The following is a 14,437-nucleotide window of genomic DNA, read 5'->3' as shown; positions in this document are numbered from 1 at the left end:
GAAAAGCTGTGATTCGGCGAGTCTATCGGCCGCGGTTCTCGTTACTGGAGATGCTGGGACGCGTGCGCTCGGTACCCTTACCGCGGTTGTTCAGCCCGCGGTTGCGGCGGCCGGCGCTGGTGAGACCGCGCAGCGCGCGGTCGGTGTGCTGGTCCTCACAGATCCACGAGAGGTCGTCGTCGTTCTCGATGGCGGGGTGTTCGGGGTCGACGAGGATCACTTCGAACCACTTCTGGCTGCCGTCCTGACCGACCGAATAGGAGTTGAGCACGCGGAGGTTCGGGTAGACGCGGGTGGTGCGCTCCTCGGCGACGCGCTGGAGGTTCTTGCGGCGGGTGATCCGCGTGACGCCCTGGCGCTTCGACCGGCGACCGGCCGTGAAGCGCTCCTTGCGAGCGCCGCCCTTGCGGATGCTCGCGCGGACGACCACGACGCCCTGCTTGGCCTTGTAGCCCAGCGAGCGCGCGCGGTCGAGACGGGTCGGGCGCTCGATCCGTTCGAGCGCGCCCTCCTCGCGCCAGTCCTGTTTTCGTTGCCACTGCAACTCCGCCAGCTTGCCGTCGTCCGGGTCCTTCCAGGCGTCCCGGATGTACGTGTAGAAGCTCTTTGCCATGGGTGTTCACCGCCGGGCGTTGCGTGGTTCAACCGCCGTCGCCGGCGATCACATCCCGACCTGCACAGGCAGGCGCCCGCTGGTGCCCGACCGCCCAGCGAGTTACTCGCCAGTTCCCCGCTCGCGCCCTTAAGCGATCCGAACTCGCGACGGCGCACCGGACGCTCGTATCACTTGGTCGATGGGTGTCATGCGAATATTATTGTGTTGGTGTATTATATCCGCTTAAACACGATGGAACGGGACGAACTCCTGGGGGGACTGGAGGACGCGGGGTTGACCTCCTATCAGGCCGACGCGTATCTGACGCTGCTGGACATGGGGGTATCGCCGGCCGTGGACGTGGCCAGGAACTGCTCGGTCCCGGTCCCGCGGATCTACGACGTGTTGACGGAGCTGGAACAGATGGGGTACGTGGAGACGCTCGACCGGGAGACGCTGCACGCGCGGGCCAGGGAACCCGCGGAGTTCGTCCAGGACCTCCACGAGAAGAGCGACCGGCTGTCGGCGGTCGCCGAGGAGATCGAGGACCGCTGGGAGGCGTCGCCGCTGGGGGACAACAAGATGAACGTGACCAAGCGGGTCGACACCGTCGTCGACCACGCAGAGCGGCTGATCCGCGAGGCCGACTCGACGGTCGACCTGGCGTTGACCGACGAGCAACTGGTCGCCTACGAGAGCGCGCTGACGGAGGCGTTCGAGTCGGACGTGGTGGTACGCGCGTCGGTCGTCCCGGCGGGGGACGTAGGGATCGCGGACCACCCGGTCACCGACGTGGTGACCGAGATCCGCGAGCGGCCGATCCCGGGGCCGTTCTGCGCGCTCGTCGACCGGACGAAGGCGTGTCTCGCGCCGACGACGCGCATGCCCGAGCCCTACGGCGTCGTGATCGACGACGACATCATCCCCTTCATCTTCCGGTGGTACTTCCAGACCTGCCTCTGGACGAACTGGGAGACGGTCTCGCACTGTCGCGAGCGGTCGGCGGTGTACGTCTGTCTGGAGGAGTTCATCCGGGACGTCTACCCCCTGTGGTGGGACGACGCCGTCGTCTCCGTGACGGTCAGGGGGATGGAACCGGACTCGGGACGCGATCGAACGGTCTCGGGCGTCCTCACCGACGTCAAGTACTCCGCGGACTCCGCGCGCACCGGACGGCGGCCCACGATGACCGACCTCTCCGGGCAAGCGACGATCGTCCTCTGGACCACCGAGGGCCGGTGCACGGTCGGCGGCTGGGGCGCGCTCCACGAGGACCTCGAGGTCAAGCGCGTCACCGTCGACGGCGTCGAGTGGCTCGACTGACCGACCGCACCCGCCTCGACCACTCGTTCGATCCATAAAACATCATAAAATTATGTAATATAATAATGTTGTATGTGGGTGTAAGGTACTTGTATTAACTGCTGTATAAACGATAGCGAAGTGGAAAGAACGTCCGGGATTGCCACGTCTCGACGGCAAAATCTCGTTTGGCCGTTCGAGTCAGATTCTACACCTGTCTGAATGTGTACCATGACCTACCGTAATTATTACATAGTCTTTTGAATTCGCTAATACCGCCTATACGGCACCCTAATAGGCTGAAAAACGTTATTTTGAATCTGAGTACTTTATTATATCTCGGGCTAGAAAAACGTTTTATACCGGTCATTCGTTGTACGGTTTACACACCACTCGGTGTGTATCGGAGGTCGAAATGACAAACAAGCCGCAACCCTCGAACGGGGGACGAGAGGTATCACAATCCAACGAACCGGGCGCGGACGAAGGGGGACCGTCCCGCCGCACGTTCCTGAAAGGGACAGCTGCGGCCGGGGCGGTCGCGCTCGGTGTCGGCGCGGGCGCCGTCGGATCGGCGTCGGCGGGCATTCCGACCCCTCAGTTGCATCGCGACGGCAATCTGATCAAGGACCCGGACGGTAACGTCGTGACGCTGCGCGGGGTCAACATCGCCGACCCCAAGCGGATCAACGTCACGTCGCAGGCTCGGGGGAAAGACGCCGTCCAGGTCATCGACATGCTCACCGACGCGAGCAACGGCTGGTACCCGCGGATGATCCGCGTCCCGGTCCAGCCCGTCGACATCGGCGAGTACGAGCCGGGCTCGGGCCCGCCAGTGCCGGCGTTCGACGAGACCCAGTTAGAGAGCTACCTGACCAACCACCTCGATGAGGTCGTCGAGCGCTGTAAGGAGCGCGGCGTCTACTGTATCATCGATTACCACCGCCACCGCGACGTGATGTGGGCAGAGGGGCAGAACGGCCCGCTCAACACCGATCTCCAGGACGAGGTCGACATGTTCTGGGACGTCGTCGCGCCGCGGTACGCCGAGGACAGCCACGTCCTCTACGAGGTGTACAACGAGCCGACCGAGCCCGGGATGTGGGAGGACCCGACCACCACGCAGTGGGTCGCCGACATCTGGGACATGTGGCTGGATATGGCCCAGCCGTGGGTCGACACGATCCGGAACCACGCCGACAACCTCATTCTGATGGGGTCGCCCTCCTGGACCCAGAGTCCCGAGGGCGCGCTCCTCGAGGAGTTCGACGGCGAGGACATCGCCTACACCTACCACATCTATCCTGGACACAACTCCAGCCGAAATCAGGACTGGGAGGACGCCTCCCGCAACGGCGAGGGCGTCGCCGGCGTCTACGAGCAGGCGCCGCTGTTCGTCACCGAGTTCGGCTGGGAGGAAGGCGGCGGCCAGTACATCGGGGGGACCGACGAGTTCGGCGACGCCTTCCACGACTTCCTGGAGAAGAGCCCCGCCATCCACTGGACGGCGTGGTGCGCCGACCCGGTCTGGCGCCCGGTCATGTTCGACCGCCCGTTCGCCGACAACGCCAACGACTCCGTCGGCGACCCCTACAACGGCACGGTCCCCGAGGCCTGCTCGGACCTGCCGTGTGAGTGGTCGCTGACCACCGGTAGCGGCGGCATGGGCGACGACATCAAGAGCTGGCTCGAGCAGTACCGCAACGACGGCATCCCCGGCGAGGGCACGGCGACACCGCCGACGGACACCCCGACGCCGACTGACGAGCCGAACACGCCGACCGACGAGCCGAACACGCCGACCGACGAGCCGAACACGCCGACCGACGAACCGAACACGCCGACCGACGAGCCGGAGACGCCGACGCCGACCGACGAGCCGGACACCCCGACGGACACGCCGGCCGCGGACGCGATGGTCGTCGACGACTACGACGGCGACCCGGGCTGGGCGAGCCACCGCAACGACCTGGGCCAGTGGTGCGGGGCCGGCTCGTTCGAAAACGGCGGCGGCGAGGAGACCGGCGGCGCGCTCGTCCTGGAGTACGACAACGGCGGCTGGTATCAGAGCCAGATCAATCAGGACGTGAGCGACTACTCGACGCTGGTGTTCGAGGTCAGCGGCGCGAACGGGGGCGAGGAGTCCGAGGTGCTGTTCGACATGGGGGGCGTTCGCACGATGCTCTCGAACGTCACCGACGACTCCATCGGCACCAGCATGGGGGAAGTCCGCGTCGACATGGAGGCGGCCGGTATCGACCGCTCGTCGCCGTCGGTGCGGTTCAACTTCTGGCAGGGCGGCAGTAGCACGCTCGAACTCTCCGAGATCCGACTCGAATAGACCGAGAAACGAACCCACACCCTAACAATGAGCGACAACGGCACACACGACAGCGCACAGGCATCGAACGACGACGTATCGACCTCCGATTCGAGCGGGAGCTTCTCCCGCCGGAGCGTCCTGAAAGCGACGGGGGCGGCCGCGGTCACGGCCGGCTTCGCCCAGGCCCTGACGGGCTCGGTCGCTGCGGTCGGGATCGACACCCCGCAGCTGCACCGCGACGGCAACAAGATCAAAGACCCCAGCGGCAACGAGGTCATCCTCCGCGGGGTCAACATCGCCGACCCGGCGCGGCTGGCCCGTAGCTGGCGCGGCAAGGACTCCATGGGCGTCTTCGAGAAGGCGACCAACACCGACGACTCCAACGACGGCGGCTGGTACAGTCGGATCATCCGGCTCCCGACCCAGCCACAGGACATCGCCAGCGCGACGAACAACCTGGAGATGGTCCACGGCGACGACTGGGGGCCGCAGCTGCCCGGTCAGTTCGACGAGACGGACATGGAGGAGTACTTCTCGACGTACGTCGACCCCATCGTCGACGCCGCCGAGGAACAGGGGCTGTACGTGATGATCGACTATCACCGTCACTTCCCCATCTTCCACCAGCCCCAGAACGAGGCTGACATCGGGGAGTACCAGTGTGGCAACGAGTCGTTCCCCAACGACCGCGGCTTCTGCGGCGAGCGCGGCGTCCTCTGGAACTCCGAGGATCAGGCCTCCGAGCTCGACGGCTACACCGAGGAGTACGCCGAGGAGCTCGACCAGGAGCTCCACGACTACTGGAACTTCGTCGCGCCCCGCTACAGCGACCGTTCGCACATCATCTACGACGTGTACAACGAGCCGACCGGCCCCTACGCCGGCGACTGGGGCACGCCGAACCGCGAGCCCAACGCGGGCGAGGACGCGGGGCAGGACACCGACGTGATGGCTCAGGACTCCAAACGCTACTGGGACATGTGGGTCGACCGGGCCCAGCCGTGGATCGACACGGTCCGCGAGCACGCCGACAACCTCCTGACCATCGGGTCGCCCCGCTGGAGCCAGTACACCTACTGGGCGCCCCAGAACGAGTTCCAGGGCGAGGACATCTGTTACACGGGCCACGTCTACACCCACGACAGTCTCCGGCCGCTGTCGGACTACTACGGGACGCCCGCCGAGGAAGTCCCCGTGTTCTTCAGCGAGTTCGGCTGGGCCGAGGGCGGCGGCAAGGACAACTTCAGCTTCCTCGAGGGCACGGCCGACGAGTACGCCGACGACTTCGAGTCGTTCCTCGACGAGTACCCGGTCCACCCGATCTGCTGGAACTTCGACCACACCTGGGAGCCCGCGTTCTTCCAGCACGAGTCCAGCCAGGACGGGACCTGGGAGATCCACGACTACCAGTCCCGCCCCGGCCAGTGGTGGCAGGAGTACCTCGAAGAGAACCGCAACGAGGACCTGCCCAACCCCGACGAGGACGACACCGAGACGGCGACGGCGACGCCGACTTCGACGCCGACGGCGACGCCCACCGCGACGCCGACGGACGAACCGAGCACGCCGACGCCGACCGACGAGCCGAACACGCCGACGCCGACGGACACGCCGACGCCGACGGACGCGCCCGAGACGCCGACCGACGGGATGGTCGTCGACAACTACGACGGCGACCCGGGCTGGGCGAACCACCGCAACGACCTGGGCCAGTGGTGTGGCGCCGGCTCCTTCGAGAACGGCGGCGGCGAGGAGTCCGCCGGCGAGCTAATCTTGGAGTACGACAACGGCGGCTGGTTCCAGGAGCAGATAAACCAGGACGTGAGCGACTACGACACGCTCGTGTTCACCATCCGCGGCGCGAACGGTGGCGAGGAGTCGGAAGTGCTGTTCGACATGGGCGGCGTGCGGACCATGCTCGGCAACGTCACCGACGACTCCATCGGCACGGGTATGAGCGAGGTTCGCGTCGACATGGAGGCGGCGGGCATCGACCGCTCGCGCCCGTCGATCCGGTTCAACTTCTGGCAGGGCGGCAGTAGCACGCTCAGGATCAGCGGCATCCACCTGGAGTAACGCGACGACCACGGCGGTCGTCGGCGTCCGGGTCGGTCCGGACGCCGGGGGGCGACCGCCGGACGCCCGACGCGGACCAGCCATGGAACGAACCGAGCACGCCGACGGGGACGACGGGGGAGCGCGCGACCGCGGTACTGGGGGTACTGCGCCGGTCGCGCGGGCCGCACCCGCAGGGCTGTCCGTCGACGGCACCACCGCCGTCACGGCCACGCTCTCGTGGTCGGCGCCGGCGTCGGCACCGACCGACCACTACAACGTCTACGTCGACGGGGTCAAGCGGGCCGAAGCCGACCGGGGACGAACCCGCGTCGCGCTCGCCAACCTGGCGCCCGCGACGATCCACTCGGTCGGTGTCACCGCCGTCGACGGGGCGGGCACCGAGTCCCGCCCGGCCACCGTGCGGCTGACCACCGACCCGGTCGACCCCGCGGCCGACGAGTCCGACGCGGACGCCGTCGAGCCCGGCCCGACGACAGCTCCGTCACACGCTCCGGAGGGTACCGGCTCACGGCGTCCGGACTCGCGCTCACCGCGGTCGGGCGACACCGGCGGGTGGACCGACCAGGGCGATCGAGCGACCGAACGGAACGACTGACAGAGAACAGTGGGGCACGGCCCCGCGGCACACACGGACACATGACACGAAACGACGAGGCGACCGAACAGAGCGACGAGCGCGCCGCCGACACGCGGTCGGACGGCGCCGAAACGACCGAAGCGAGCCACGGGGCTACGGACCAGGCACCGTCCGGGGCGACGAGCAGACGCAGCGTCCTCAAGGCCGGTGCGGCGCTCGGCGCCGGCGGCCTCGCGGTCGGCCTGGGCGACCGGGTCTCGGCGGCGAAAGTCGAGGAGGTCTGCAACTCCGAGTACGGCACCATCGAGGTGGCCGACGGCTTCTCGCTGGTCGACAACCGCTGGGGCAACGACGCGGCCGACCAGTGCATCTGGCTCAACGAGGACGGTAGCTACGGCTACGACTTCGACGCCTCGGGCACCGGTGGCGGGATCAACTACCCGCAGGTGCTCGTCGGCACCAAGCCCTGGGGGTCGGACACCGGTGTCGCCGACTTCCCGGTGCGCCGGCGGAACGTCGACGAACTGACCATCGAGGTCGAGACCGACTACAGCGAGTCCGGTGGCGAGTGGGACTTCGCCGAGGAGTGGTGGCTCATGGAGCAGCCGGTCAGCCAGGAGACCGCGACTCACCGGTACGAGATCATGCTCCTGCTGGACTGGAACGACCAGCACAGCCACGGCGGCGTCGAGGCCACGGATCTCTGGACCGACCAGTACGGCAACACCGTCGACCACTGGGCGACCTACGGCGGCGGCGGCGGGACCAACGCGGACTTCTACATCTTCCGCATCCAGGGCGGCCACGACGGTGGGAAGATCGACCTGAAACCGATCGTCGACTACATGACCGACGAGCACGGCGTCAGCGAGGACCTCTGGCTCTCCGGCATCGAACTCGGCAACGAGTACTGGGCCGGGTCGGTCGGACAGACGACCTACGAGACCTTCGACGTGACCGTCAACGGCACCACGTACAGCAGCGGATCCGGCGAGTCCGCGGACAACGGCGGCAACACAGCGACGCCGACCCCTACCCAGACGCCGACCGATACGCCGACGGACACGCCGACCGATACGCCGACGGACACGCCGACCGATACGCCAACGGACACGCCGACCGATACGCCGACGGACGACCCCGGAGGCGGCGACGGCGGGGCGCCCGCGGACGCCCTCGTGGTCAACGACTACGACGGCGACCCGTCGTGGTCGAGCCACCGTAACGACCTCGGCGAGTGGTGCGGCGCCGGCTCGTTCGCAAACGGCGGCGGCGAAGTCGAAGACGGCGCGCTCGTCCTGGAGTACGACAACGGCGGCTGGTACCAGAGCCAGATCAACCGCGACGTGAGCGACTACGACGCCCTCGTTCTGGAAGTCAGCGGCGCCGACGGCGGCGAGGAGTCCGAGGTGCTGTTCGACATGGGCGGGGTGCGGACCATGCTCGGCAACGTGACCGACGATTCCATCGGGACGAGTACGAGCGAGGTGCGCGTCGATATGGCGTCGGCGGGCGTCGACCGGTCGTCGCCGTCGCTGCGCTTGAACTTCTGGCAGGGCGGCACCAGCACGCTGACCATCGAGGGGGTGCGTCTGGAGTGACGGGGGAGTCATCGACCGACGGCGGGAGCGACGACGCCCGCGACAGCGCCGCGACGGCGACGCGGCGGACGGCGCTGAAGACCATCGGCGCCGCGGCGGCCGGCGGGACGCTCCTGTCCGGGCGCGCGAGCGCCGGCGTGGCGACGCCGCGGCTGCACACCGACGGCAAGTGGATCCGCGACCCGCAGGGCAACGAGGTGCAACTGCGCGGGATGGCGACGGCCGACCCCGGCTTCTACCGCCAGTATCACCCCAAATCCTTCGAGGAGGTGATCCGGCGCGCGACCGACACGTCCGAGGGCTGGCACCCCAACGTGGTCCGGCTGCCGATCACGCAGGACAGCGTGAACGAGTTCGGTATCGAGACCGTCGTCTCCGAGTTCGTCCGGCCGGCGGTCGACATCCTGGCCTCCCGTGACGTGTACGCGCTGGTTGACTTCCACCTCATCCGGCCGTACACCCAGGAGGCGACGGAGACGTACAACAGCGAGAACGAGGACACGCTTGACCCCATCGACGACGTGATGCGGACGTTCTGGAACGCGGTCGCGCCCGAGTTCGCCGACGACGAGCACGTCATCTACGAGCTGTTCAACGAGCCGACCCAGCCGACGATGTACGGCGACGACGCCGGCGCCTGGCAGACCTGGCGCGACGCCGCCCAGCCGTGGGTCGACCTCGTGCGCGAGCACGCGCCCGAGACGCCGATCATCATCGGGTCGCCGCGGTGGACTTCGGTGACCCACATGGCGCCGGAGTACCCCTTCGAGGGGGAGAACCTGATCTACGCGGCGCACATCTACCCCGACAACGGCGCGCCCTCGGAGTTCGACCAGTACTACGGCGAACCCGCCGAGGACGTGCCGGTCGTCGTCACGGAGTTCGGCTGGGACCCCGAGGGCGGGAGCGTCGACCAGGGGACCACCTCCGGCTGGGGGGAGCCGTTCCGCGAGTGGGCGGAGGGGTACGCCAACATGGGCTGGATCTCCTGGTGTTTCGACGACTCGTGGGCGCCGACGTTCTTCGAGTCGCCCGGCGAGGGCTCGGCCGAGCCGTGGACGCTCAAGGACGGCGACGACCAGATGGGTGGATACATCAAGACCTGGCTCTCGGAGACGAAAGACGACAGCGTTCCCGCGAGCCCGATCGACGACTCGACGGCGCCGCCGGCACCTGGGAGTCCGACGGTCTCGAACGCGACGGAGATCGGGTTCGATCTCTCGTGGGACGCCGTCACCGACGAGGGCGAGGCCGGCCTGTCGCGCTACACCGTCTATCTCGACGGCGAGCGCGCGCAGGAGGCCCTGCCCGGGTCGACCACGGCGACGGTTACCGGGCTCTCGCCGGGGACGACCTACGAGGTGGCCGTCACCGCCGAGGACGACGCCGGCAACGAGTCCGACCCGGCCACGACGGTCGCCGAGACGATCGCCCGGGACGCGGGGCAGTCGGCCTACAACGGCCCGCACACCCTGCCCGGTCGCGTCCAGGCCGAGGACTTCGACGAGGGCGGCCAGGGGATCAGCTACTACGACACCTCCGCCGCGAACCAGGGCGGGGCCGCTTACCGGGAGACGGCCGTCGACATCGGCACGTCGGCCAACACCGGCTACAACGTCGGCTACATCGAGACCGGCGAGTGGCTAGAGTACACCGTCCAGGTCGAGAGCGCCGGCACGCGGACGACGCGGGTGAACGTCTCGGCCGGGTCGGGCGGCGGCGGGACGCTCCGGATCTCCGTCGACGGCGAGACGCTGGCGACACAGGACGTGTGGCAGACCGGCGGCTGGTCGAACTGGCAGACGATCCGCGTCGGTGATCTGGACCTGCCCGCGGGCGAACACGTCGTCCGGATCACCGCCGATTCGGGCGCCTGGAACTTCGACTGGGTCGAGTTCGGCGAGTCGAGCGGGAGCGGCGACACCACCGCGCCGCCGGCGCCCGCGACCCTCTCGGTGACGGAGACGACCGAGTCGTCGGTCTCCGTCGAGTGGGACGCCGTCACCGACACCGGCGGGAGCGGTCTCGAGAGCTACGCCGTGTACGTCGACGGCACCCAGGAGCAGACGGTCGCCGCGGGGACCACGTCGGCGACGGTCGAGGGGCTGTCCGCGGAGACGACCTATCAGGTCGCCGTCTCGGCGGCCGACGGCGCCGGCAACGAGTCGGCGATGACGAGCGCTTCGGTGACGACTGGGGCCGCAGCTGACACGACCGCACCGTCGCCACCGGCGAACCTCTCGGTGACCGGCACGACGAGTTCCTCGGTCACGGTCGAGTGGGACGCGGTCACCGACGACGGGAGTGGACTCGACCACTACGTCGTTTCCCTCGACGGAAGCGAGACGCAGACGGTCCCAGCGGGGACCACGTCCGCCACCGTCGACGGGCTCGAGGCCGACGCGAGCTACGAGATCGGCGTCGCGGCGGTCGACGCCGCGGGCAACGCGTCACCGGCGGTAACCGTCCCGGCGACGACCGACGCGAGCAGGGACGACGGCGACACGACTGCACCCTCGGCGCCGACCGGCCTCTCCGTCGCGGACACGACGCCGTCGACGGTCGAGCTCTCGTGGGACGCGGCGAGCGACGACGGCGGCAGCGGCGTCGACCACTACGTCGTTTCCCTCGACGGCACCCAGGAGCAGACGGTCGCCGCGGGGACCACGTCGGCGACGGTCGAGGGGCTGTCCGCCGATACCAGCTACGAAGTCGCGGTCACGGCGGTCGACGGCGCGGGCAACGAGTCCGTTTCGGCGACCGTGACGGCGACGACCGACGCCAGCGACGACGGCGACGACGGCGAGACGCCTGCGGACGCGCTGGTCGTCGACGACTACGACGGCGATCCGGGCTGGGCGAGCCACCGCAACGATCTGGGCCAGTGGTGCGGCGCCGGCTCGTTCGAAAACGGCGGCGGCGAGGAGACCGGCGGCGCGCTCGTCCTGGAGTACGACAACGGCGGCTGGTACCAGAGCCAGATCAACCAGGACATCTCGGACTACTCGACGCTGGTGTTCGAGATCAGCGGCGCGAACGGGGGCGAGGAGTCCGAGGTGCTGTTCGACATGGGCGGGGTGCGGACCATGCTCGGCAACGTGACCGACGACTCCATCGGCACCAGCATGGGGGAAGTCCGCGTCGACATNCATGGGCGGGGTGCGGACCATGCTCGGCAACGTGACCGACGACTCCATCGGCACCAGCATGGGGGAAGTCCGCGTCGACATGGAGGCGGCGGGCATCGACCGCTCGTCGCCGTCGGTGCGGTTCAACTTCTGGCAAGGGGGATCCAGCACGCTCGAACTCTCCGAGATCCGACTCGAGTAGACACACGACGATATCCACGAATCAATGGCAGACGATACCACGAACGACACCGAACCGACGACGCCGCAGGCGGACTGTGCGCCGGTCGAGTCAGACGCCGATAGCTCGGCGACCCCCGACGAGAGTTTCGCGGAGGCGCTGGCGTCGATGGACCGGCGGGACTACCTGAAAGCGTCACTGGGGGCCGCCGCGATGGCGGGCCTCGGAAGCGCGGCCAGCGGGGCGGCGGCCGCGGAGACGGCCGACACGTCGAAGACGGTCGACGAGCGCATCCAGGAGCATCGCACGGGCGACCTCGAAGTGGTCGTCGAGAACCCCGACGGNGAGACGGCCGACACGTCGAAGACGGTCGACGAGCGCATCCAGGAGCATCGCACGGGCGACCTCGAAGTGGTCGTCGAGAACCCCGACGGTGGCGCCGTCTCCGGCGCCGAGGTCTCGGTCTCCCAGCAGGAACACGCGTTCAGCTTCGGGACGGCGGTCAACGCCGACAGGCTGATCAACGCCTCCAGCGAGGGAGACAACTACCGCCAGTACATCCCGGAGCTGTTCAACACTGCGGTGCTCGGCAACCACCACAAGTGGCGGTTCTGGGAGAACAACAAGCAGACCGCCGACGAGGCGACCGACTGGCTGCTCGAACAGGGGCTGGACATGCGCGGGCACGTCTGTCTCTGGGGGCGCGAGGACGTGGCTGCCATCCCCTCGGACATCCAGACTGCGATCGAGGACCGGGACGCCGAGACGATCCGCCAGCGCTCGATGGATCACATCGAGGAGATCATCACCCACTACGGCGACAGCATCACCGATTGGGACGTCGTCAACGAGGCGATGCACGCCTACCAGATGCAACTCGGCGTCTACGGCGACCNCACCCACTACGGCGACAGCATCACCGATTGGGACGTCGTCAACGAGGCGATGCACGCCTACCAGATGCAACTCGGCGTCTACGGCGACCGGATCGACACCGAAGAGCCCTGGAACGGCGAGGTCGTCCCGTGGACCTCGCAACTCCTGGCGGACTGGTACGCCAAGGCCGCGTCGGTGATCGACGACAACGATCTCGACGTCGGCATCGCGGTCAACGACTTCAACCAGTTCCCCTACAGCTACACGGACAACCGCTACGAGTCGCAGATCGACCACATCAACGCCAACGGGGCGGAGCTGGACACCGTCGGTCTTCAGGCCCACGTCGCCGCCCGGGAGGGTGAGTTCAACAGCAACGACGACCCCGACGGGCGCATCGACGCCGACCAGGTGGTCGCCGAGATCGACACGTGGGCCGACCACGGCGCGCGCGTGAAGATCACCGAATTCGATACGTACAACGGCGACGACTGGAATTCCGACGAGGAGCGCGCCGACGTGACGGAGAACTATCTGCGCGGGGCGTTCTCGCATCCGGGCGTCGACGCCTTCGTCATGTGGGGCTTCTGGGACGGCGACCACTGGGAGGACGAGGCGCCGTTGTTCTACGACGACTGGTCGCAGAAGCCGGCCTACGACGTGTGGACCGGCCTCGTCTACGACGAGTGGTGGACCGACGACAGCGGCACCACCGGCGACTCGGGCGCCTACGCGACGACCGCCTTTCTCGGCGATCACGAGGTCACCGTCAGCACCGACAGCGGGGAGACGACCGAGGCGGTCTCGGTCTCCGACGCCTCGGGCACGACGACGGTCACGGTCACCGTCGAAGGCGACGGTGGCGGCACGAGCGACACTCAGCCGCCGTCGGTGCCGGAGAACCTCTCGGTGTCGTCGGCGACCGACTCGACGGTCACGGTCACCTGGGACGGCGTCTCCGACAACGGATCGTCGGGACTCGACCAGTACGTGGTCACCGTCGACGGAGGTCGGGATCAGACGGTCGGTGCGGGGATGACGACCGCGACGGTCGAGGGGCTCTCCGCGGAGACTGCCTACGAGATCGGCGTCGCGGCGGTCGACGGTGCGGCCAACGCCTCGGCGGCGGCGACCGTGACGGCGACGACCGCCGCCAGCGACGACGGCGACGACAGCGACGATGAGGCGCCCGCGGACGCGCTGGTCGTCGACGACTACGACGGCGACCCTGGCTGGTCGTCTCACCGCAACGATCTGGGCCAGTGGTGCGGGGCTGGCTCGTTCGAAAACGGCGGCGGCGAGGAGACCGACGGCGCGCTCGTCCTGGAGTACGACAACGGCGGCTGGTTCCAGAGCCAGATCAACCGGGACGTGAGCGACTACGACACGCTGGTGTTCGAGGTCAGCGGCGCCAACGGCGGTGAAGAGTCCGAGGTGCTGTTCGACATGGGCGGGGTGCGGACCATGCTCGGCAACGTGACCGACGACTCCGTCGGCACGAGCACGGGTGCGGTACGGGTCGACCTGGAATCGGCCGGGATCGACCGCTCTGTGGGGGATATCTCGGTGCGGTTCAACTTCTGGCAGGGCGGTAGCAGCGTCCTCACGATCGAGGAGATACGGCTCGAATAGCGCGCGAACCGACAAAGGCACACACGGAACTATGACGAACGACGACACACACGAGCGAGCACAGACGGACGAAACAGACGTAGTGATTGACGACGGGTCGGCCGACGCCGACAGCCCGGAGGTCCTCGACGAGGACGCCGCGG

7 protein-coding genes and 1 pseudogene are annotated in these 14,437 nt (G+C 67.9%); 7 read left to right on the top strand and 1 reads right to left on the bottom strand.

Translation table 11 applies throughout. The features are described 5' to 3' along the window. Positions 1-22 precede the first annotated feature (22 nt). The gene (locus C475_RS00780; RefSeq protein WP_006881812.1) at positions 23-613 is read right to left on the bottom strand and encodes a 50S ribosomal protein L15e; all 591 of its coding nucleotides are present in this window, start codon (positions 611-613) and stop codon (positions 23-25) included. A 234-nt stretch (positions 614-847) separates the two neighbouring features. Between C475_RS00780 and C475_RS00775 the strand changes: the two genes are divergently transcribed. From C475_RS00775 to C475_RS00745, 7 genes and pseudogenes are all read left to right on the top strand, one after another. Continuing rightward, positions 848-1,918 (top strand): TrmB family transcriptional regulator, encoded by a 1,071-nt coding sequence (locus tag C475_RS00775; protein ID WP_006881811.1) that lies wholly within the window; start codon positions 848-850, stop codon positions 1,916-1,918. 394 nt (positions 1,919-2,312) lie between these two features. Continuing rightward, entirely contained in the window at positions 2,313-4,238 is a 1,926-nt protein-coding gene (locus tag C475_RS00770) for a glycoside hydrolase family 5 protein (RefSeq protein WP_082223216.1), read from the top strand. 27 nt (positions 4,239-4,265) lie between these two features. After that, positions 4,266-6,296, top strand: coding sequence for a glycoside hydrolase family 5 protein (locus tag C475_RS00765; RefSeq protein WP_006881809.1), 2,031 nt, complete (start codon positions 4,266-4,268; stop codon positions 6,294-6,296). Positions 6,297-6,378: 82 nt separating this feature from the next. Continuing rightward, positions 6,379-6,894 carry a fibronectin type III domain-containing protein gene (locus C475_RS00760; RefSeq protein WP_006881808.1) on the top strand — a complete coding sequence of 172 codons (516 nt, stop codon included), beginning with the start codon at positions 6,379-6,381 and terminating at the stop codon, positions 6,892-6,894. A 41-nt stretch (positions 6,895-6,935) separates the two neighbouring features. Further along, entirely contained in the window at positions 6,936-8,477 is a 1,542-nt protein-coding gene (locus tag C475_RS00755; RefSeq protein ID WP_006881807.1) for a GH12 family glycosyl hydrolase domain-containing protein, read from the top strand. After that, a pseudogene (locus C475_RS00750) lies at positions 8,474-11,807 on the top strand (fibronectin type III domain-containing protein). Before C475_RS00755 ends, C475_RS00750 begins: the two are co-directional and overlap by 4 nt. 24 nt (positions 11,808-11,831) lie before the next feature. After that, the gene (locus C475_RS00745; RefSeq protein WP_006881805.1) at positions 11,832-14,294 is read left to right on the top strand and encodes an endo-1,4-beta-xylanase; all 2,463 of its coding nucleotides are present in this window, start codon (positions 11,832-11,834) and stop codon (positions 14,292-14,294) included. Positions 14,295-14,437: the final 143 nt, after the last annotated feature.

Source organism: Halosimplex carlsbadense 2-9-1 (genome assembly GCF_000337455.1).
GTDB classification, from domain to species: Archaea; Halobacteriota; Halobacteria; order Halobacteriales; family Haloarculaceae; genus Halosimplex; species Halosimplex carlsbadense.
Note: the sequence above shows the minus strand (reverse complement) of the source record. Positions and strands in the feature narration are given on the sequence as shown.

Excerpts from the sequence above, each read along its gene's own strand:
- C475_RS00780 (WP_006881812.1), bottom strand. The coding sequence starts at position 613 with ATGGCAAAGAGCTTCTACACGTACATCCGGGACGCCTGGAAGGACCCG.
- C475_RS00775 (WP_006881811.1), top strand. The coding sequence starts at position 848 with ATGGAACGGGACGAACTCCTGGGGGGACTGGAGGACGCGGGGTTGACC.
- C475_RS00770 (WP_082223216.1), top strand. The coding sequence starts at position 2,313 with ATGACAAACAAGCCGCAACCCTCGAACGGGGGACGAGAGGTATCACAA.
- C475_RS00765 (WP_006881809.1), top strand. The coding sequence starts at position 4,266 with ATGAGCGACAACGGCACACACGACAGCGCACAGGCATCGAACGACGAC.
- C475_RS00760 (WP_006881808.1), top strand. The coding sequence starts at position 6,379 with ATGGAACGAACCGAGCACGCCGACGGGGACGACGGGGGAGCGCGCGAC.
- C475_RS00755 (WP_006881807.1), top strand. The coding sequence starts at position 6,936 with ATGACACGAAACGACGAGGCGACCGAACAGAGCGACGAGCGCGCCGCC.